The 20,194-nt window shown below is 64.0% G+C and carries 21 protein-coding genes; 8 read left to right on the forward strand and 13 right to left on the reverse strand.

Annotation, left to right across the window (positions count from 1 at the left end):
• Positions 1-29: 29 nt before the first annotated feature.
• Both glyA and EJ067_RS00960 read right to left on the reverse strand, forming a co-directional pair.
• Entirely contained in the window at positions 30-1,343 is a 1,314-nt protein-coding gene (gene glyA / locus EJ067_RS00955; protein ID WP_126084247.1) for a serine hydroxymethyltransferase, read from the reverse strand.
• 126 nt (positions 1,344-1,469) lie between these two features.
• Positions 1,470-3,110 carry a Na+/H+ antiporter gene (locus EJ067_RS00960; protein ID WP_126084248.1) on the reverse strand — a complete coding sequence of 547 codons (1,641 nt, stop codon included), beginning with the start codon at positions 3,108-3,110 and terminating at the stop codon, positions 1,470-1,472.
• A gap of 1,045 nt (positions 3,111-4,155) precedes the next feature.
• Here EJ067_RS00960 and EJ067_RS00965 point away from each other — a divergent pair.
• The gene (locus tag EJ067_RS00965; protein WP_281058951.1) at positions 4,156-4,380 is read left to right on the forward strand and encodes a helix-turn-helix transcriptional regulator; all 225 of its coding nucleotides are present in this window, start codon (positions 4,156-4,158) and stop codon (positions 4,378-4,380) included.
• Positions 4,381-4,429: 49 nt separating this feature from the next.
• Here the strand turns inward: EJ067_RS00965 and EJ067_RS00970 are convergent, their stop codons facing one another.
• The 6 genes from EJ067_RS00970 to EJ067_RS00995 form a co-directional block, all read right to left on the reverse strand.
• Complete coding sequence (locus EJ067_RS00970) at positions 4,430-5,683, reverse strand: L,D-transpeptidase family protein (protein ID WP_126084250.1); 1,254 nt, start codon at positions 5,681-5,683, stop codon at positions 4,430-4,432.
• A 307-nt stretch (positions 5,684-5,990) separates the two neighbouring features.
• Positions 5,991-6,443, reverse strand: coding sequence for a hypothetical protein (locus tag EJ067_RS00975; protein WP_126084251.1), 453 nt, complete (start codon positions 6,441-6,443; stop codon positions 5,991-5,993).
• Positions 6,444-6,636: 193 nt separating this feature from the next.
• A complete protein-coding gene (locus tag EJ067_RS00980) occupies positions 6,637-7,152 on the reverse strand; it encodes a MarR family winged helix-turn-helix transcriptional regulator (protein ID WP_040983294.1) in 516 nt (171 codons plus the stop codon).
• Between the two features lie 345 nt (positions 7,153-7,497).
• Positions 7,498-7,920 carry a DUF6163 family protein gene (locus EJ067_RS00985; protein WP_126084252.1) on the reverse strand — a complete coding sequence of 141 codons (423 nt, stop codon included), beginning with the start codon at positions 7,918-7,920 and terminating at the stop codon, positions 7,498-7,500.
• Positions 7,917-8,960 (reverse strand): enoyl-CoA hydratase/isomerase family protein, encoded by a 1,044-nt coding sequence (locus EJ067_RS00990; RefSeq protein ID WP_126084253.1) that lies wholly within the window; start codon positions 8,958-8,960, stop codon positions 7,917-7,919. The genes EJ067_RS00985 and EJ067_RS00990 overlap by 4 nt, the downstream gene beginning before the upstream one ends.
• A 97-nt stretch (positions 8,961-9,057) precedes the next feature.
• Positions 9,058-9,606 carry an isoprenylcysteine carboxylmethyltransferase family protein gene (locus EJ067_RS00995; protein ID WP_126084254.1) on the reverse strand — a complete coding sequence of 183 codons (549 nt, stop codon included), beginning with the start codon at positions 9,604-9,606 and terminating at the stop codon, positions 9,058-9,060.
• An 88-nt stretch (positions 9,607-9,694) separates the two neighbouring features.
• Here EJ067_RS00995 and EJ067_RS01000 point away from each other — a divergent pair, with 88 nt between their 5' ends.
• The 3 genes from EJ067_RS01000 to EJ067_RS01010 all read left to right on the forward strand — a co-directional run bounded on the left by EJ067_RS01000 (position 9,695) and on the right by EJ067_RS01010 (position 12,493).
• Positions 9,695-10,516: a DUF2066 domain-containing protein gene (locus EJ067_RS01000; RefSeq protein ID WP_126084255.1), complete on the forward strand. Its 822-nt coding sequence runs from the start codon at positions 9,695-9,697 to the stop codon at positions 10,514-10,516.
• A 149-nt stretch (positions 10,517-10,665) separates the two neighbouring features.
• Positions 10,666-11,697 (forward strand): porphobilinogen synthase, encoded by a 1,032-nt coding sequence (gene hemB, locus EJ067_RS01005; RefSeq protein ID WP_126084256.1) that lies wholly within the window; start codon positions 10,666-10,668, stop codon positions 11,695-11,697.
• 148 nt (positions 11,698-11,845) lie between these two features.
• On the forward strand, positions 11,846-12,493 hold the full coding sequence (locus tag EJ067_RS01010; protein ID WP_126084257.1) for a dihydrofolate reductase family protein: 648 nt from the start codon (positions 11,846-11,848) through the stop codon (positions 12,491-12,493).
• Positions 12,494-12,664: 171 nt separating this feature from the next.
• Here EJ067_RS01010 and ppk2 read toward each other — a convergent pair whose 3' ends face one another.
• Positions 12,665-13,585 carry a polyphosphate kinase 2 gene (ppk2, locus tag EJ067_RS01015; protein WP_126084258.1) on the reverse strand — a complete coding sequence of 307 codons (921 nt, stop codon included), beginning with the start codon at positions 13,583-13,585 and terminating at the stop codon, positions 12,665-12,667.
• Between the two features lie 257 nt (positions 13,586-13,842).
• Here ppk2 and EJ067_RS01020 point away from each other — a divergent pair, with 257 nt between their 5' ends.
• Complete coding sequence (locus EJ067_RS01020) at positions 13,843-14,886, forward strand: aldo/keto reductase (RefSeq protein WP_126084259.1); 1,044 nt, start codon at positions 13,843-13,845, stop codon at positions 14,884-14,886.
• Positions 14,887-15,021: 135 nt separating this feature from the next.
• Here the strand turns inward: EJ067_RS01020 and EJ067_RS01025 are convergent, their stop codons facing one another.
• Both EJ067_RS01025 and EJ067_RS01030 read right to left on the reverse strand, forming a co-directional pair.
• A complete protein-coding gene (locus tag EJ067_RS01025; RefSeq protein ID WP_126084260.1) occupies positions 15,022-15,993 on the reverse strand; it encodes a glycosyl transferase family 90 in 972 nt (323 codons plus the stop codon).
• A gap of 120 nt (positions 15,994-16,113) precedes the next feature.
• Positions 16,114-16,779 carry a GntR family transcriptional regulator gene (locus EJ067_RS01030; protein ID WP_126084261.1) on the reverse strand — a complete coding sequence of 222 codons (666 nt, stop codon included), beginning with the start codon at positions 16,777-16,779 and terminating at the stop codon, positions 16,114-16,116.
• A gap of 110 nt (positions 16,780-16,889) precedes the next feature.
• Between EJ067_RS01030 and EJ067_RS01035 the strand changes: the two genes are divergently transcribed.
• Complete coding sequence (locus tag EJ067_RS01035) at positions 16,890-18,137, forward strand: MFS transporter (protein WP_126084262.1); 1,248 nt, start codon at positions 16,890-16,892, stop codon at positions 18,135-18,137.
• Between the two features lie 30 nt (positions 18,138-18,167).
• A complete protein-coding gene (locus tag EJ067_RS01040) occupies positions 18,168-18,554 on the forward strand; it encodes a DUF423 domain-containing protein (protein ID WP_126084263.1) in 387 nt (128 codons plus the stop codon).
• 33 nt (positions 18,555-18,587) lie between these two features.
• On the opposite strand, the gene EJ067_RS34325 is transcribed toward EJ067_RS01040, so the two are convergent.
• Together EJ067_RS34325 and EJ067_RS34330 are read right to left on the reverse strand one after the other, a co-directional pair.
• On the reverse strand, positions 18,588-18,725 hold the full coding sequence (locus EJ067_RS34325) for a hypothetical protein (RefSeq protein ID WP_189510278.1): 138 nt from the start codon (positions 18,723-18,725) through the stop codon (positions 18,588-18,590).
• 70 nt (positions 18,726-18,795) lie between these two features.
• Positions 18,796-18,939: a hypothetical protein gene (locus tag EJ067_RS34330; RefSeq protein WP_189510280.1), complete on the reverse strand. Its 144-nt coding sequence runs from the start codon at positions 18,937-18,939 to the stop codon at positions 18,796-18,798.
• Positions 18,940-19,114: 175 nt separating this feature from the next.
• Here EJ067_RS34330 and EJ067_RS01045 point away from each other — a divergent pair, with 175 nt between their 5' ends.
• Positions 19,115-20,194, forward strand: coding sequence for a substrate-binding domain-containing protein (locus tag EJ067_RS01045; RefSeq protein ID WP_126084264.1), 1,080 nt, complete (start codon positions 19,115-19,117; stop codon positions 20,192-20,194).

A 20,194-nucleotide genomic window follows, 5' to 3' on the forward strand; every position in this document is an offset into this window, starting at 1 on the left:
GCGGATAAAAGATGACGCGCGGCGCGCGGTCAACCGAGATAGGGGTAGAGCGGGAAGCGATCGGTCAGCGCCGTGACCTTGGCCTTGACCGCGGCCTCGACAGCGGCATTGCCTTCGTCGGAATTCGCCACCTTCAGCCCGTCCAGCACCTCGGCGATCAGCTTGCCGATCTCGCGGAACTCGGCCTGGCCGAAGCCGCGCGTGGTGCCGGCGGGCGTGCCGAGGCGGACACCGGAGGTGACGAAGGGCTTTTCCGGATCGAAGGGGATGCCGTTCTTGTTGCAGGTGATGTTGGCGCGGCCGAGCGCCGCCTCGGCGCGCTTGCCGGTGGCATTCTTCGGACGCAGGTCGACCAGCATCAGATGGTTGTCGGTGCCGCCCGAGACGATGTCGAGGCCGGTTTCCTGCAGGCTGGAGGCCAGCGCCTTGGCGTTGGCGACGATGCTTTCGGCGTAGGCCTTGAAGCTCGGCTTCAGCGCCTCGCCGAGCGCCACCGCCTTGGCGGCGATGACATGCATCAGCGGGCCGCCCTGAAGTCCCGGGAAGACCGCCGAGTTCATCTTCTTGGCGATCTCCTCGTCGTTGCACAGGATCATGCCGCCGCGCGGGCCGCGCAGCGACTTGTGCGTGGTCGTGGTCACGACATGGGCGTGGGGCAGCGGCGACGGGTGCATGCCGCCGGCGACGAGACCGGCGATGTGGGCCATGTCGACCATCAGATAGGCGCCGATCGAATCGGCGATCTCGCGGAAACGCTTCCAGTCCCAGATGCGCGAATAAGCGGTGCCGCCGGCCAGGATCAGCTTCGGCTTGGTCTCATGTGCCGTCTTCTCGATCGCGTCCAAGTCGAGCAGGTGGTCGTCCTTGCGCACGCCGTAGGAGACGACCTTGAACCACTTGCCGCTCATGTTGACCGGCGAGCCGTGGGTCAGATGGCCGCCGGAATTCAAGTCGAGGCCCATGAAGGTGTCGCCGGGCTGCAAGAGCGCCAGGAACACGGCCTGGTTCATCTGGCTGCCGGAGTTCGGCTGGACGTTGGCGAAGTTGCAGCCGAAGAGCTTCTTGGCGCGCTCGATGGCCAGTTCCTCGGCCACGTCGACGAACTGGCAGCCGCCATAGTAGCGCTTGCCCGGATAACCCTCGGCATATTTGTTGGTCATGATCGACCCCTGCGCTTCGAGCACGGCGCGGGACACGATGTTTTCCGAGGCGATCAGCTCGATCTCGTGGCGCTGGCGGCCAAGCTCGTTGCGGATGGCGCCGAAAATTTCCGGATCGGCGTCGGCAAGCGTGGTCTCGAAAAAGGATTCGAATTTGCTGGAGGCTACCGCTGCATCTGACATGGCTTGCTTTCCCTTGGGGCCGGAGGTCTGCGAGGTGCCGGGCCATTAACACAGTTGTTTGGAACCCGCCACGTTTACGGCGCGAAATTTGCTGGCCGGATTGCGCCAAGCAAATCGGCTGAACCGTTATTTCCTGTCCTGCCGGCTTTTGAGCAGGGCTTCGGTCAGCGTGATCTCGGAGAGCAGTGCCCGCATCGTGTGGTCATTGATTTCGCGGCTGCGGAACATGGCGCGCACGGCGGCGCGCTCCGCCTCGATGCCGGCGTGTCTCAACTCCAGCTCCAGCCGTCCCGCTTCGCGCGCCTCGGCGCGCGCTTCATCGGCTTCGTCGGAGGCCGCGATCCGGCGGCGATAGCCGGCAACGATGCTGTCTGCGACGGCAAGCCGGGCTTCCGCCAGTTCCCTCTCGCCGCCTTCATTGGCGAGACTTTCTATCCTGGTGATCGCCGCGTTGGCGGCGCCGACACGCGCCCGCCGCTCCTCGGCCGCGGCCGGATCCGCGCCCGGCTCGACCAGCCCGCGCGCGATCCTCGGCAAAGCAAGGCTGGCGATGACGAGCGAACAGATGATGACGCCGGCGGCGAGGAAGATCACCACGTCTCGCGCCGGAAAGGGCGAGCCGTCCTGCAGGGCGAGCGGCAGCGACAGGATGCCGGCGAGCGTGATCGCGCCGCGCACGCCTGCCACCGATCCGGCAAGCCTGACGCGGAAACCAAACGGTTCGGCCTTGCGCTGGCCCAACCGGGCGGCGATCCCCGCCGCCATGTCGCCGATCCAGATCCAGAGGAAGCGCAGGCCGACCAGGCAGAGCGTCAGGAGCAACACGGTCAGGGCCGGCTCGAACAGCCAGTGGCGGCTGGTGAGCTCCGGCGGAACCTTGCGGATGATGTCGGGCAACTGCAGGCCGAGCAGGATAAAGAGCGCACCGTTGAAGATGAAGGCCAGCGTCGACCACAACGACATCGCCTGAATGCGTGCCGAGACCGACAAAAAGCGGAAAATGCCAGAGGTCCCGGTGAGCAGGCCGGCCGTGACCGCCGCCAGGATGCCGGAGGCGCCGACATGCTCGGCGATGAGGTAGGCGACGAAGGGCAGCAGGATCATGACCAGCACCTGCGCCTCCGCCGGCGTGCCGCCGATGCGGCCGAGGATCTGCAGTGCCTTGGCGGCGATGAATAGCGCCGCCACGCCGGCAAGGATGCCGGCGGCTACGGCATAGAGGAAGGTCAATGAAGCGGCGGCGAAGGAGAAGCTGCCAGTCAGCGCCGCCGCCGTCGCGAAGCGGAACATGACCAGGCCGGAGGCGTCGTTGAGCAGGGATTCGCCTTCCAGTATGTGCATCAGCCGCGCCGGAACGACGTTGCGGTCGACGATCGAGGACACAGCGACCGCATCGGTCGGCGACAGGACTGCGGCCAAAGCGAAGGCGACCACCAGCGGGATGCTGGGCACCAGCCAGTGCAATGCATAGCCGAAGCCGACGATGGTGAAGAAGACCAGTCCGATCGCGAGATCGAGGATCGGTCCGCGCAGCTCGATCAGCTCCCGCTTCGGCGCCGCGAAGGCATCGCCGAACAGAAGCGGCGGGATGAAGACCAGAAGGAAGAGTTCCGGATCGATCTCGACGTGCAGGCCGCGCGCCGGCCATGCGAGCGCTGCGCCCATCGCGATCTGCAGCACCGGCAGAGGCACCCGCACCAGCCGCACCAGCGCGCCGGACAGCGCCACGAAAGCGAGCACGACGAGAATGAAGACGGCGACGTCCATGGTGCGATTCCAGATGTTCGGCCGACCATGCGCAATTGCCGGCGTGGCGTCCAGCCGGGCTGAAGCCAACGCTTTGCGTGACGCCGTCCGCGCAAGATCCGGCAAAGCCAAGGATGCGCCCCGACGACCCCCAACCCGAGGCTCACCCCCGCCGCGGCAGCGGCGTTGGTCGAGGCGACCCGCACGTCGGGGCGCATCCGACGGTGGCTCGCGGCCCTTGGAGCGCCAGCCAACCCGTGTGCAAAGAACCGGCCGGCACCCGGCGTCAGCGCAAAAGCTGCCTGGGGGCACCGGGTGGCCGGCCTCCGCGCCAAAGCCCTGAAGTCGGCGCGGCAAGTGCAGAAGAGCGTGCCCGCCTCCCGCACCATCCCACCAGGGATGTGCAGGCAGGCCAGCGCCGCATCTTTCCTGATACGCGATGAGACCCGCGCATCAACCTCTCGAAACCGAGGGGTTGACAGTCGCTTCCCGGTATCTGCCGCCTTGCGGCGCGAGACCGCCGTGCCACCCTGCGTTGCGGGTGGGTTGAAATGGGACGACCGATGCTGTCACGGCTGATGGCGCCATGTCGAAGGGGCTTATGCGGCGCCCACGGCGGAGGGGGCGAGTAGCGCCTTCTTCGCGGCAATGAAGGAATTCGGCGCTTCCTATCTGCAGACCAGGTTCTATCGGCGGCCGACGGCGACGCTGACCTCGGCCAGCCATTGGGCCGCCGGCGGCTTCATCACAAGGGTGGCGCCGCCCGGTTGGGCCGGCAGCCCGGCCTTCGACTATGTCTGCTTCGAATGCAACCCGCTGCTCGGCGCAATCCGCGAAAGCCGCACCAGCTACCGCTTCAGCGACTTCGCCCCACGCCACCGGAAGGAATTCGGCGCTTATTGGGAAGCGCTCGGCGAGGCCGAGATCGACGACGCGCTTTGCGCCACCTCCATGGCGCCGACGGGTGTGATTGCGTCGTTGCATCTCGGCTTCCGCGGCCGCGACTTTTTCGCAGGAGGAAAGCTTCGCCATCCATATGGCGGGTCTGGCACTCACGGAAAGGCTGATGACCCTGACCGCGCCGCCACCGACCGCAACTGTCCGGCTGACGGCGCGCGAGCGCGACAGCCTGGCGCTGGTCGCCGAGGGCAAGACCGATTGGGAGATTTCGGTCATCCTCGGCATCGCGGAAGCGACGGTGCGCTTCCATGTCGACAACGCCCGGCGCATGCTCGGCGCGGTCAATCGCGCGCAGGCCGTGGCGCGGCTGGTGAACCAGCGCTTGATCTAAACAAAAAGGCCGCTTCGAGAGCGGCCTTTTCATCTTTTATTTCAACCATTTACAGCGCAGACGTGATCTGCAGCTCGCTGTTGCCGTCGAGGCCGTAGATGTCGTCGCGGAACTGCACGACGCCGGTACCCGTCGACCATGCCGACAGATAGAGGAAGTGGACCGGCACCGGATTGACGACCTGCACCGGCGTGTTCTCGCCGGTCTTGATCGTCGCCTCGAAATGCTGACGGTCCCAGCCGGGCGTATCGCGCAGGATCCAGGTGACGAGGTCGCGCACGTTCTGGACGCGCACGCAGCCGGAAGAGTCGAAACGCATCAGCTTGCCGAACAGGCTCTGTTGCGGCGTGTCGTGCATGTAGACGCCGTCGGGGCTCGGGAAGTTGATCTTGACCGAGGCCATGGCGTTGCCGGCGCCCGGATCCTGGCGGAACCGGTATTTCTCGGCATCGTCCGTCGACCAGTCGACGGTCATCGGGTCGACCTCGCTGCCATCCGGCGCGAACAGGCGGATGTGGCTGTCCTTGAGGTAGTTGGGGTCCTTCCGCATCAGCGGGATGATGTCCTTGCGCACGATCGAGACCGGCGCGTTCCAGTACGGATTGACGATAATCTCGTTGATCTTGGAATTCACGATCGGCGTCTGGCGGTCGATCTTGCCGACGATCGCGGTGTGGCGAAGCACGACGCGGTCGTTCTCGACCGCTTCGATCTGCGCTGCCGGGATATCGACCAGCACATAGCGACTGCCCAGCGTGCCGGCCTTTTCCTTCAGACGCTGCAGATTGGTCTGCAACTGGCCAAGCCGGATCTGCGCCGAGACGTTCATCGCCGCATAGGTGTATTTGCCCATGGCGCCGTCGGCCGGCAGGCCGTGGCGGAGTTGGAAGCGCTTGACCGCCGAGTCGACATAGGAATCGAAGGCCGTCGAAATGCCGGCGCTCTGCGGCAGGTCACCCGAAATCATCAGCCGCTTGCGCAGCGGCACGACGTCCGGATCGTCGACCCCGAGCTGCAATTTCTTGGTCGCCGGAACCTGTTCCCAGCCGCCCTGGCCGACGATGTTCTGGTACTGCGCCACCGCCTGCTCGGTGAAGGCGACTGTCTGCTGGCTGAAGATCGGCAGCGTCGAAGCGACCTTGCTGGTGTTGTTGGCACGGGCATCGAACTGATCGTCCCAATTGCCGCGGGTCGAGGACTTCAGGATATCTCCGACCACATCCTGCGCGCTGGCATGGCCGGCGACGATGGCGGCGGCGAGCGCGGAGGCTCCGGTAAGGAAGAAACGGCGGCTGGTTCTCATGGCAGACATTCTTTGCTTAATCGCTCTCGCTCAATCGCTTGCCGGGCAGCATTGTCCGCACTCTAGGGGTGGCAAACTTAACAATTCGCCAACCATGACCCGCTTCACCGGCTGCCAGAAACGCGCTGCCGCAACGCAGGTTCCAAGGAGCGCAGGGCATAGGCCCGCAGCATCACCCACATTTCGCATTGCCCGCGATTATGGCGGCAACGTGGCCTTGGCCCGCGATTTGCTTGCGGCGATGCCATCAAAGAAAAGGGACCGATGCATTTTGGCATCGCAGCCGTTTCGGCAGGTCCGCTTACTCCTACTTCACCCGGTTCGGGCACAGGGCTTTGAATTGATCGATTGTATAGTCGTAGCCGGAGGCGCCCGAGCCATCGAGAACCACGTTCTCGTCCGTATCAGTGATCAGAAAGTCGGTTGCACTGCCGGCGGGGCTGCGTCCTTGGAAGAGCATGTGGGCGCCGTAAAAGTTGGTGAACTTGCCGGCCTTGCAGTCCGCGGTGATTTCCAGATGCAACGGCGTGTTCATTTCCCCGGCAATGCAATCCTCGGTCACCTTGCCGACATAGTCGCGGCAAAAGCCAATGGCGTTCTGCCTGGTGTGCTTGGTCAATATGCTGGCATGCGCTGTGCCGATGCCGGACTTTTTGACGATCGTGACCTCCATGCCCGCCCTGCTGCCATAGTAGAGCGTCTTGGCGGAAGCCGGCGAAGCGAGGATGAAAACGGAAATCGCAAGCAGGACGTAGCGCATGAAGCTCTCCCCTTTGGCCGGAGAGCTTCCACGCGCTCTGCCCGGCGGTCAAGCGCCCCACTGTAGCCCGCATTCGCAGCTGCAGCCCCGCATCCGCAAAAGAAAAGGGCCGGCACCTTTCGGCACCAGCCCCTGCTCTTTCCCTCGGGTCACGCTTCTTCGGCGCGCTCGATATCTCAGATTTCGAATGCGCTCACATCCGGTACGCGATGGTATCGTTCCAGAAGCGGTCGAGGCGCTGCAGGGCCCGGTTCATCTGCTTGAACTCGTCGGTGTTGATGCCGCCGACCGCCTCGATCGAGCCGACATGGCGCTCGTAGAGGCCGGCGACGACGTCGGCCACCTCGTTGCCCTTCGGCGTCAGCGAGACGCGGACCGAGCGGCGATCGATGCGCGAGCGCTGGTGGTTGATGAAGCCGAGGTCGACCAGCTTCTTCAGGTTATAGGAAACATTCGAGCCGAGATAATAACCACGCGAGCGCAGCTCGCCGGCGGTCAGCTCCGAATTGCCGATGTTGAACAGCAGCAGCGCCTGGATGGCGTTGATGTCGGAGCGGCCATTGCGGTCGAACTCGTCCTTGATCACGTCAAGCAGACGGCGGTGCAGGCGCTCCACCAGCTGCAGCGATTCCATGTACAGCGAACGGATCGCCTCGCGGCGGTCGTCGGATACGTTGGCGGTCTTCGCCGCCGGACGCGAATTGATCATTGTCTTTTGCCTCTCGTTTGTCGCCCGGTGATTTTTTGTTCTTCACCTTGATCGCGACACTATCGAATACTCATAAAATTCGACTTAAACGCCAGGGCTAACAAGAGCTTACCGGTAAGAGGTTTCGAAAGAGGCTTAACGAACGGTCACGCGAGCAAGAACAATTAACCTAAAGATTTAGCCAACGGTTTTGGGGCAAATCGCTGCCCTGGAATCTAGGTTCCCGGAGCCATCTGGCAACCCAAGCGAGTCGCCCTGAAGGCAGCCTCAGGCGATGCGCTTTGGGTGTTTGATCTGATGCATGTCGTTCTCCCGAAACCGCTGCCCACTTTCGGGCGACATGCATTACTGCCTGAGCCGCCGCTTCTGCAGCCAGATGACCACCCGGAAGATGATGTAGAGCAGCGCCACGCAGGCATGCGAGATGACGATCAGCAGCCGATGGCCGAAGAGGTTGGGAAAGCCGGCATACATGACGGTCTCGGTCGCCGCGCAGATGAACCAGATCACCGGCCCCCACGAGGCAAGCATCCACAAGCCGGCGGCAGCGAACGGAAAGAAGACGGCAAGCGTGGCCGCGGCTACCTGCCAATGCACCGGCATCAGGTCGAAGCGCCAGAGCTCGCCCGGATAGATGCCGATCAGCCGGATCCAGTAGAGGATGCCGAAGAGCAGGCAATAGCCGGCAATCACGCGCTGGAACCAGGCGAAGATGACCTCGGTGGTCGAGGGCTGCAGCACCACGCGCCTGGAGGTCACCTCGCTCACAGATCGAGCTCCCCTGCCCCGAGCGGCGCGAAATAGGCGTCGACATCGGCGGCGCTCACCGCTTCGAGGCTTGCCGGGCGCCACTCCGGCTTCGAGCCCTTATCGATGATGGCAGCGCGGATGCCTTCGTAGAAGTCGTGGCCGGCAAGCATCCGGTTGAGGATGCGGAACTCCATCTTCATGCACTCGTCCATCGACAGCGTCAGCCCGGCGCTGATCTCGCGCCAGGCGACGTTGAGGCTGGTCGGCGAACGCGTCCTGATCGTCGCCAGCGTCTTGGCGGCGAAGGCGTCGGTGGCGGCAGCCTCCTCGAGGCTGGCGATGATGCCGGTCAGCGAGGTTTTCGAAAAATGGCGGGCAATCGCTTCCAGATCCTGCCGCTCCGTCTCGCGCTTTGCCGGCGTGAAAAAGCCGCGCAGTTCCTCACCCGGATCTCCCGATGCCGCCAACTCGTCAAGCAGGCCGGCCTGGTCCTCGGCCTTGATGGTGTGCGTGGCGAGGCCCGACCACAGCGCATCGCCATGGCGTATGCGGTTTCCCGTCAGCGCCAGATACATGCCGAAACTGCCGCCGAGATCGGGCAGCAAATGGCTGGCGCCGACATCCGGGAAGAAGCCGATGCCGACTTCAGGCATGGCGAACTGCGCTTTCTCCGTCAGCACGCGGTGTGAGCCGTGGAAGGAGATGCCGACGCCGCCGCCCATCACGATGCCGTCGATCAATGCGACATAGGGTTTCCTGAAGCGCGCGATGCGGGCGTTGAGGCGGTACTCGTCGGCGAAGAAGTCGACCGGCGGCTTGCCGGCGCGGCCGGCCTCGTAGATGTGCAGGATGTCGCCGCCGGCGGAAAACGCCCTGCCCTCGGCCTTGACGACGACAACGGCGACGCCGGCATCGCCCTCCCAGGCATCGAGCGCCTTGCCGAGCGCCCTGACCATGCGATGGGTGACGGCATTGAGCGCCTGCGGCCGCGTCAGCGTGACGACGCCCGCCTTGCCCAACCGCTCGAAGCGAATCTCGTCGCCTCCGCCAAAATCCATCACCGCAGAATCCTTCTTCCCGCCCTTCCAGGGGGACTGAAGTGCTAAGCGGCGACCGGGCGAACGTCAATTGTCGAGTACCCTTTTGCGGCGGGCACTACCAGACGAAGGGGATGAGCGCGTTGGTTCGACGCGCATAGTCCGGGAATTCATCGGGAAACTGACGCGCCAGGAGCCGATCCTCGGCGCCGACGCGCCAGATGAAGATTGCCCCCAGCAGGACGAGGAGAAAGACGAATGGCCCGCCAACCGCGATCGCCGAGCCGATGCATGCGAGCAGGCCGCCCGTATACATGGGATGGCGCAGCAGGCGGTATGGGCCGGACGTCACCAGCTCATGGTCCTGCTTGGCGGAAACGGTCTGGCTCCAGTTGCGGCCGAGGATCTGCCGCGCCCAGACCAGCAGCGCCATGCCGGCAACCGCCAGAACGGCGCCGATGCTGCTCAGGACGGGGTTGACGGGTGCGAAATTGACGAAGGCAAACAATGGCAGGCGCGGCAGCAGGAAAGCCGCGATCATGGCAAACATCAGTCCGAAACTCTGCAGCAGATGCGGTTCCGTATCGGGTTTCACACCAATCGCCTGAACAGTCAGATAGACAATCAGCAGCAGCCAGGCGGCGTAGATGAACCAGATGAAAGCCATGCCTTTGTCCCAAGTTAGCCGGCAACCAGTTATGGCCGCCATCCGCGCCCGGTGCTAGAAATGGCCTCTTCGAACCAACCGGCAAGACATGTCAGGATTTTCTCGTCTCGCAGCCAGTTTTATCGGCCTGTTCGCCATCTGCCTCGTCTCTCGCGTCGCCATGGCTGCGACCACCGCCGAGCTCTACCAGGCGCAGACCATCGTCACCGGCACCGGCGAACCGAACCGGCAGATCGGCTTCAAGGATTGCCTGGACAAGGTGCTGGTCAAGGTCTCCGGCGACCAGCGGCTGACGCAGAAGCCGGAGATGCTGGCGCTGCGTGGCAAGGCGGCCGACTTCGTCCAATCCTTCCGCTACCACGACCGGCTGGAAGGCATTCCGGTCCATGACGAGCAAGGCACGCATGACAGGCCGCACGATCTCACCTGCCTCTACAAGCCCGCCGTGATCGACAAGCTCCTGGCGCAGCTCGGCAGCAAGCCCTGGCACGGCGAGCGGCCGACGCTCGCCGTCCTGCTCACGGCCGAGCAAGGCGCGAGGCATTTCGTGCTGACGGCCGACGAGGATCGCGGCGAGACGATGCGCGAGTCCTTCGGCAATGCCACCGCGCCGATGCTGATGCGCGTCACCTTTCCAAAGGCCGCTCAGCTTGCCGGGCTCAATGAAAAGGGGTTGCGAGCCGCCGAGATGGCAAAGCTCGACCGGCTTGCAAAGGGAACTGGCGCCAGCAAGACGCTAGCCGGCAGCATCGTGTGGAGCGACAAGGACCTCGGCTGGATCGCCGACTGGCGGCTGGCCGATCGCGGCAAGACCTATCAATGGCAAGTCCGCGGCGTCAGCTTCGACGAGGCCTTTCGCGTGGCTGTGAGGGGTGCGGCGCAAATTCTATCGGGGAATGGTCAGCCGTAACTATCGGAAACGTATGGCGGGACAGCGCCCCCCTTGCCCTGCCGGACCACAAGGGGGAGATTGGCAGCTTCGACCTTGGCACAATCGTGTCGCATTGGTCAGCGGCAGGGCCGCGTGGTAGAAGCCGGAACCAAAAGAGAGTTTTGGCGATGAACAGAATCACCCCCGCGAAACCCGCAGGCGCGCGCAGCGTTGACGAGATCACCGGCAGCCGGCGGCTGAGGCGCATGCGCAAGGCCGACTGGTCGCGCCGGCTGGTGCAGGAGAACCAGCTCTCGGTGAACGACCTGATCTGGCCGATCTTCGTCGTCGACGGCAAAAATGTGCGCGAGCCGATCGCCGCCATGCCGGACGTCTATCGCCTCTCCGTCGATCTCGCGGTCAAAGAGGCGGAGCGAGCCGCCAAGCTCGGCATCCCCGCTATCGCCACTTTCCCAAATGTCGAGCTTTCGCTGCGCGACGAGACCGGGTCGCACATCCTCGACCCGGAAAACATCATCAACCGCGCCACGCGCGCCATCAAGGACGCGGTGCCGGAGATCGGCATCATCACCGACGCCGCGCTCGATCCGTTCACCAGCCACGGCCACGACGGTATCTTGCGCGACGGCATCATCGTCAACGACCAGACGGTGGAGCAGGTGGCGGCGGCGGCCGTCATCCAGGCAGCGGCGGGCGCCGACATCATCGCGCCGTCCGACATGATGGACGGCCGCATCGGCGCAATCCGCGACGCGCTCGACGCCAACGGTTTCCAGGACGTGGCGATCATGTCCTACGCGACGAAATTCGCCTCTGCCTTCTACGGTCCCTATCGCGAGGCGGTGGGCACCGCCGGCCTCCTCAAGGGCGACAAGAAGACCTACTATATCGACCACGCCAATTCCGACGAAGCCGTACGCGAAGCGGAGCAGGACCTCGCCGAAGGCGCCGACATGCTGATGGTGAAGCCGGGTCTGCCCTATCTCGACATCATCCGCCGGCTGAAGGACGAACTGCAGATGCCCACCTTCGCCTACCAGGTGTCGGGCGAATATTCGATGATCAAGGCAGCGGCCGCCAATGGCTGGATCGACGGCGAGAAGGCGATGCTGGAATCGCTTCTCGCCTTAAAACGCGCCGGCTGCGACGGCATTCTCACCTATTTCGCGCCGACCGTGGCGGAGATGCTGAGGGGCTAGGCCCTCCTCCAATACCTTGCTGCATAACCGGGCGCCGGTTCGGCGGCGAGTTGGTTTTGCTCGCCCCCAGAAATTACTGCTTGCAATCCGCAATCGGTTCAGCTATCCCATAACCACTTGCAAATTACAACCGGTTCAGGAGGCAATGATGTCCAAGCTGTGTGTCAACGCTTTCACCTTGGCGCTCGACGGCTACGGCGCCGGTCCTGATCAAACTCTCGAAAACCCGCTCGGCGTCGGCGGCGAAGGTCTGCATAAGTGGCTGATCGACACCCGCACCTTTCGCGAGATGGTAATCGGCGTGGACGGCGGCACCACCGACATCGATGACAGCTTCGCCGCGCGCAGCTTCGAGAATGTCGGCGCCTGGATCCTCGGCCGCAACATGTTCGGGCCAATCCGCGGCGAATGGCCCGACGAGAACTGGAAAGGCTGGTGGGGCGACAACCCGCCCTACCACGTCCCGACCTTCGTACTGACCCATTACAAGCGCGATCCAATAGTCATGGATGGCGGCACGACGTTCTATTTCGTCACCGACGGCATCCATTCGGCGCTCGAACAGGCGAAGGCGGCGGCAAACGGAAAGGATGTGCGCGTCGGCGGCGGCGTTTCCACCATCCGGCAATATCTCCAGGAGAAGCTGATCGACGAGATGCATCTCGCGATCTCGCCAATCCTGCTCGGCTCCGGCGAGCACCTTTTCGCAGGCCTCGATATGTTGAAGCTCGGCTACCGCTGCACCAGCCAGGTCGCGACGGCAAACGCCACGCATGTGACGATCGGGCGGGCGTAGCGCCCTCTCCTTCTCCCCTTGTGGGAGAAGGTGGCCGAGCGAAGCTCGGCCGGATGAGGGGTGCTCCAGCTTGGCAACACCCTTCAAATCCCGCCGCCTCATTTCTTCCAACACCCCTCATCCGTCGCCTTCGGCGACACCTTCTCCCACAAGGGGAGAAGGAGGGGTGCCTCAATACTTCTCCGGCACGTAGAGTTCGCGCGGCAGCACCTGGCGCTCGTATTGCGGGTTGAAGACGCGCTCGGGCAGCGTGATCTCCTCGTGCGGCACGTCCTCGTAAGGCAGTTGCTGCAAGAGATGGTCGATGCAGTTCAGCCGGGCGCGCTTCTTATCGTTGCCCTCGACGATGAACCAGGGGGCTTCCTTGATGTTGGTGCGGGCGAAGGTCTCCTCCTTGGCCTTGGTGTACTGCTCCCAGCGCACGCGCGACTGCAGGTCCATCGGCGAGAGCTTCCACTGCTTCATCGGATCGTGGATGCGCATCAGGAAGCGCATCTGCTGCTCCTCGTCGGTGATCGAGAACCAGTATTTGACCAGTGTGATGCCGGAACGGACCAGCATGCGCTCGAATTCCGGCACGTCGTGGAAGAACTCCTCGACCTGATGCTGGTCGGCGAAGCCCATGACGCGCTCGACGCCGGAGCGGTTGTACCAGGAACGGTCGAACAGCACGATCTCGCCGCCAGCGGGGAGATGCGGCACGTAGCGCTGGAAATACCATTGCGACTTCTCGCGCTCGGTCGGCGCCGGCAAGGCCACGACACGGGCGATGCGCGGGTTGAGCCGCTGGGTGATGCGCTTGATGACGCCACCCTTGCCGGCGGAGTCGCGGCCCTCGAAGATCACCACCAGCTTCTTCTTGTGGTAGGCGACCCAGGACTGCAGCTTGATCAGTTCCGACTGCAGCCTGAGCAGCTCGCGGAAATAGGTCATCCGCTCCATGGAGGGCGGATGCGACTTCTTATAGATCTTGGCGATCTCGAGCGAGAGCGCAGGTTCGGAAAGCTCGAGCTCATAATCTTCGTCGAGCGTGTCCTCGAGTTCGGCTTCGAGCCAGTCCTTCGCCCCGGAATTTGTTTTGAGTTCGTTCATCACATTGCTCCGCCTGCCTGTTAGCCGCCTTCGCTTCGGGTGCGCTCCAGCATGGCCGGACATGCAACTCCGTAAGCCGACTGAGATACAGACCCGCAATGACGGTTTTATTGCAAGGGCTGGCCTATTCGATATCTGACCGGCCCGTATCGATGGCGGGGCGACAAGCCGCTCGAATTGTCCTACAAAATGCCCTCGCCTCTTTCCGGCGCACAGCCACGGCGCGCCTCTTCAAACAAAATCGCGAGGACCCCGACATGGAATACCGCACCCTTGGCCGTTCCGGCCTGAAGGTTTCGACATTGACGCTCGGCACGATGACCTTCGGCGGCACGGGCCCGTTCGCCGCCGTCGGCAATTCCGACCTGTCGGAGGCCAGGCGCATCATCGATACCTGCATCGACGCCGGCATCAACCTCATCGACACCGCAAACGTCTATTCGAACGGCCTGTCGGAGGAGATCGTCGGCGAGGCGCTCGGCGGCAAGCGTAAGAACGATGTGTTGATCGCCTCCAAGGCGCGCATGCGGATCGGCAGCGGCCCCAACGACGAAGGCCTGTCGCGCCATCATCTGATCCGCGAATGCGAGCGGAGCCTGAAGCGGCTGAAGACCGATGTCATCGACATCTATTTCCTGCACGAATGGGATGGCGTCACACCGCTGGAGGAGACGATCGCCGCGCTCGACACTTTGGTCGGCCAGGGCAAGGTCCGCTATGTCGGCTGCTCCAACTATTCGGGCTGGCAGGTGATGAAGGCGCTCTCGATCGCCGACAGCCACCATCAGCCGCGCTTCGTCACCCAGCAGATCCACTACACGCTGGAAGCGCGCGAGGCCGAGTACGAGTTGCTGCCGATCTCGGTCGACCAGGGCCTTGGCGTGCTGGTGTGGAGCCCGTTGGCGGGCGGCCTGCTTTCCGGCAAATACCGCCGCGACAGCCCGACGGCGCGCCAGCTTGCCGGCTGGTCCGAGCCGCCGATCCGCGACGAGGACAGGCTGTGGCGGATCGTCGACCTGCTGGACGAGATCGGCAAGGCTCGCGGCGTTTCGGCGGCGCAGGTGGCGTTGGCCTGGCTGCTCGGCCGCCCAGCCGTTTCCTCGCTGGTGATCGGCGCCCGCAACGAAGCCCAGCTCAAGGACAATCTTGCCGCGGCGAGCCTGACGCTGTCGCTTGACGAACGCCTTCGCCTCGACGCCGTCAGCCGGCCGCCGGTGCTTTACCCATACTGGCACCAGCAGTTCACCGCCAGGGACCGCTTCGGCCCGGCCGATCTGGTGCTCGACCGCAGCGATATCTGAGCGATTGCGCAACCTCCCACGCCCCAGAGCGGTTCAGCATTTGATAGGATCGCTGATCCGCTCTAGCTGTTTGTTTTCGCAATTCCGGACGGAAACCGCCACGCACTTTCCTGGAATTGCCCTAAAAGGCGCGGGTCAGCCCGCGATAAAACGCCAGACTTCCGGGTCTGCTTCGATCTGGCCGCTCAGCACGAAATACTTGTAGAGGACGAGCAGCGAGACCGCCCGTTCGTCCCTTTCGTTGCTGAATCGGCGGCAATATGCGTTGGCCGCCGTCGTAATGCGTTGGGCTTCTGCCGGATGCTTCTCGAAATAGGCGATCTTGTCGGCGACATCCGAAAAATCCGGCGCCAGCGGCACGTAATGGACATTGGCTTCGAGCTCGGCTTCGGCAAACCAGGTTTCGTAGGTCGGAGGCGGCATCAGGCAGAGCGAATTCGAGCTCATGATCCATTTCAGGTTCGTCGCCACGTCGTTGCCTTCGAGCGAGACGATGTAGCGGAACTGCCGCTGCTGCGGGATCGTGAGATACGGCTTGCGGTAGTCCTCCGGCGCGCTCGGCTTGGGCGAGCCCGCATCGCACAATGGCACGTCGCGCACGGCATCGACGAACCGCTTGCGGATCGGATTATTGAAATCGCCGCGCCAGACCGCCATCGGGCGCTTGTCGGCGAAGGACAGATTGTCCCTTGGCATGTTGAAATGGCGGAACTTGTCGAGCTTCATGATCACGGCGTTGCCGTTGCCGTCGCGGATCGGCCGGTCCTTGACGATTGCCGGTATCGCGGGCACGTCGACGACATCGCCGAATTCGAGATCGATGAGCAGGTCGCGATCGAAGTAGCGGGCAAACTCCTTCAGGTCGTAATAGTACATGCTGCCGAACTTGGGTATTTGTCCGGCCGGGACGGCAGCCGGGCTCGGCACGAAGCTATGGTCAAGCCTGTTGTAGTAGTTGACGCGGTCGCGGACCGTTTTGCTGGAGAGCTTCGCCTGCTGCAGCCGGCCGGCCAGGCGCTGGCGAAAGAGAGCCTGCGGCAGCACATCGCGCGTGATGTTGCGAACGAAATAAAATACCCGCGCTGCGGTGCGTAAGGGCGAGGCCATGCGTCCGTCGTTTCAAAGATGTGCCGTCGCGCCTCCTACAGCATTGTGCCGAACATCTTGCAAGCCCACGCAGCCCGATGGACTTGTGAGATTCCTAATATTCGGCGATACGGCACGAGATCAGGCAGCGACGACGGCGAAGCCCCTGGCCCGCAGGCCGCGCCGGTCGTCATGCAGCGACGTCACCAGCCGGTCGCGGCTGCCCGCGATATGCACCGAGAGCAACAGCGCCGCGTCCTCGCCATCACCGGCCCGCACAGCTGCCAGGATGGCATGGTGCTCGGCCCAGGCACGGCCAAGGGCTTTCTCGTCGCGCACTTCCAGCCAACGGGCGCGAGACAGCCTGGTCATCGCGTCGCGCACGGCCCGCAACAGGAATTCATTGCCGGAAAGCCTGGCCAGCTCGATGTGAAAATCCATGCCGACACGGTGCCATTCCTCGCGCGGCGTGTCGGCGTCGCAGGAATCGAGCATCGCTGCGATCACCTCGACCCCGCTGCGATCATCGAGGGAGGCCGTCAACCGCACCGCCGCCACTTCGACCGCCTCGCGATAGACGGCGATCTGGCCAAGCTCGGCAAGATTGATCGGCGCCACCGTCCAACCCCGGCCATCGCGGCCGATCAGCCCCTCGGTCTCGAGACGCAGCAGAGCCGCCCTGACCGGGGTGCGCGAGGCGCCGAAGCGACTTTCGATCCAACGCTCGGTCAGCCGCTCGCCTGGGCCGATCTCGAGGCCGAGGATCATCTCGCGAAGCTGCCTTTCGACATTCTGCATCTGCGACATTGGCGTTCCGCTTTTCGGCGCCGCATTGACAGCGGCTGGGTTGAGGTTCATGACGGATACCGACCTGGTATCCCAAAACGGTATCCGGAACAATCCCGGGCAGGCATGACATGGCGGACGACACTTCGGAACAGAGCGGCTACAACGTCCATTGGCGGCGCAATCTCGCCGTCTGCTTCGCCGGCTCGTTCAGCACGCTGATCGCCATGACGCTGCTGTTGCCCTTCCTGCCGCTTTATGTCGAGCAGTTGGGAGCCGTGGGGCATGCCGCGATCGTGCAGTGGTCGGGCATTGCCTATGGCGCCACCTTCTTCGCGGCGGCACTGGTCGCGCCGCTTTGGGGGCGGCTCGGCGACCGCTACGGCCGCAAGCTGATGCTGGTGCGCGCTTCGTTCGGCATGGCGATCTGCATGTCGCTGACCGGCATGGTGGAAAGCGTGTGGCAATTGGTGCTGCTTCGCCTGCTGATCGGCTTTGCCGGCGGCTACTCCTCGGGTTCGACGATATTGGTGGCGATGCAGACGCCCAAGGACCGCTCCGGGTGGGCGCTCGGCGTGCTGGCGGCCGGCATCACGGCGGGCTCTCTGGTCGGCCCGCTGCTCGGCGGTCTGCTGCCGCCCGTGATCGGCATCCGCGCCACCTTCCTGCTCTCGGGCGGCGTCATCTTCCTGGCCTTCCTGGCCACGACCTTCCTGATCAAGGAAAACCCGCCGGCGCCCAAACCTGTCTCGGCGGCAAAGCCGAAGAGCGGCTGGTCGCAGATCCCCGACAAGCGCCCGGTGGTCGCGATGCTGACGACCGGCATGCTGCTCGCCTTCGCCACAATGTCGATCGAGCCGATCATCACCGTCTATGTGCAGCAGCTTGTCGAGGACCAGAGCAAGGTGACGATGGTCGCGGGCGTGGTGATGTCGGCGGCAGCACTCGGCACAATCCTGTCCTCCTCGTGGCTGGGCAAGCTCGCCGACCGCGTCGGCCATTGGAATGTCGTCGTCGGCGCTCTCGCGGTCTCGGCGCTGCTGCTCATCCCGCAGGCTTTCGTCAGCGACGGCTGGCAGCTCATCGGTCTGCGTTTCCTGATGGGCCTGGCGCTGGGCGGCCTGCTGCCCTGCATCACCAGCGTCATCCGCCACAACATCCCGGACGGCGTCGGCGGCAATGTGCTCGGTCTGTCGATCTCCGCGCAATATGTCGGCCAGGTCGCTGGACCGCTCGCCGGCGGCTTCGTCGGCGGCCATTTCGGAATGCGGGCGGTGTTTCTGGGCACCTGCGTGCTGATGGCGCTGGGTGCGGCCTATAACTGGATTGTCCAGTCGCGGCGGGCGCGGCATATGCTGCTGGAAGCCGGCGAATCCTGATCGGCGCCCACCCGAAGACGGAGCATCAAAATGAGCCTTGCCGGGCAGTCCTCAAATGGCGGCAGCCGTATCCTCGTGCTGGCGGGCGGCCTCGTCGGCGCCGCTGGCGTGGCGCTTTCGGCCGCCGCCGCGCATCGCGGCGGCGCCTTCACCGGCACGGCGGCGTCTTTCCTGTTGATGCATGCGCCGGTCTTCCTCGCCATCGGCCTTATCGGCGGCAACCGGTGTCTCAGGATCGCAAGCCTGCTGCTGCTCGTCGGCCTGTTGCTGTTCTCGAGCGATCTTCTGGCCCGGGATTTTCTCGGCTCGCGACTGTTTCCGATGTCGGCGCCGATCGGCGGCACCCTGCTTATCGCCGGCTGGCTGGCGATCGCGGTCTCGGCATTGTGGCGCCTGCGCCCTCAGATCGGTTCATAGCGACAAGGTCCGGCGAACGGAAGCGCGCCGGTGTCACCGGCGCTTCTGAAAAAGGTTGCGCCTGCGCGTCGCCGGCTTCGCCGCGCGCTGCCGCTCCGGCCGGTCGGTCGCCGGCGAGATGCCCCAATAGTTGCGATAGATGTCCTGGAAAAGGTGGCTGATCGGATGCATGACGGATCTCCATTTACTGGATCGATTTATTGAATCGATCCAATCGATCGACGCAAAAAAGACTGGCTGCTCAGGCGCGCTTGCGCTCCACGACGAAGTGCGGCTCACGCTTCCACGCGCTTGCCTTGCCACGGCGCCGTTCACTCAGCGCGCCCGAGGCAATGCCCCAATCGTTGCGATAGACGTCCTCGAACAGACAGTTGATCGGATGCATGGCACCCTCCTTCTGCATTTTTGCTCCAACCCGTTCAAAGTGATTGGATCGATTCAATCATATGCATCACGCCGCCGAAGTCAAGCAAAATTTGAATCGATCCAAGAAAAATGTTAGATGACCGGCAACCATTACGCGGTCATGTTCGTCCCGTGACCGGATTCGGAGGAACGACATGACATCACCCGTCGAAGGCCAGGCACGACCCGTCCGGCTGGCCGACATCGCCAAGGCCGCCGGCGTCTCGCACGGCACGGCCTCCAATGTCTTCAGCCGCCCCGAGATCGTGCGCGCCGAGGTGCGCGAAAGGGTCAAGGCGGTGGCGGAGGCGATGGGTTATGCCGGCCCCGATCCCAAGGGGCGCCTGCTCCGCGCTGGCAAGGTCAACGCCATCGGCGTCGGCACGACCGAGCCTCTCTCCTATTTCTTCGAGGATCCCTTCGCCCGCGTCATGATGGCCGGCATCTCCGAAGCCTGCGACGCCACCGGCGCCGGCATCGCCCTGGTCTCGGCCGCCAACCAGGAAAAGCTCGCCTGGAACATCCAGAGCGCGCTCGTCGATGGCTTCATCCTGTTCTGTATCGAAGGCGGCTCGCGCCTGGTCGACCTGACGCGCGAGCGCAGGCTGCCCTTCGTGGCGCTGGAGCTCGGCTTTCATGATGAGACCATTTCGGCGATCGGCGTCGACAATGTCGCCGGCGGCCGGCTCGCCGCGCGCCATCTCGCCGAGCTCGGCCATCGTCGCTTCGCGGTTCTGTCGCTGACCCTCGGCGAGGACCGCACCGGCTTCGTTACGCCGGAAATGGTCCGCTCAGCGGTCTATACGGGAACACGCGATCGCCTCGCCGGCTATTTCGAGGAGTTGTCCCGCTTCGGCGTCGACACGACAAAGATCCCGATCTTCGAAACCGAAAACGAGGAAAAGAGCACCAGGGCTGGCCTCGAAGCGATCTTTTTCGGCGGCGAGCGGCCGACCGCCATCCTGGCGATGTCGGACAGGATGGCCCTGATCGCCATCGAATGGCTGACCGCGCGAGGCCTCAAAGTGCCGGAGGACGTCTCCATCGTCGGCTTCGACGGCGTGCCGGACGCCGCTCTCTGCGAACCGCCGCTGACCACTATCGCCCAGCCGATCACCGAGATCGGCCGGCGGGCGGCGCGCATGATCCTCGACTTCGACGGCACGGTGCGGCGCGAGACGATGGGCGTCGAGCTCATCGTCAGGGCCTCGACCGGCCCAGCGCCGAACGCCTGA

The organism is Mesorhizobium sp. M1D.F.Ca.ET.043.01.1.1, assembly GCF_003952385.1.
In the GTDB taxonomy this organism is placed as follows: domain Bacteria; phylum Pseudomonadota; class Alphaproteobacteria; order Rhizobiales; family Rhizobiaceae; genus Mesorhizobium.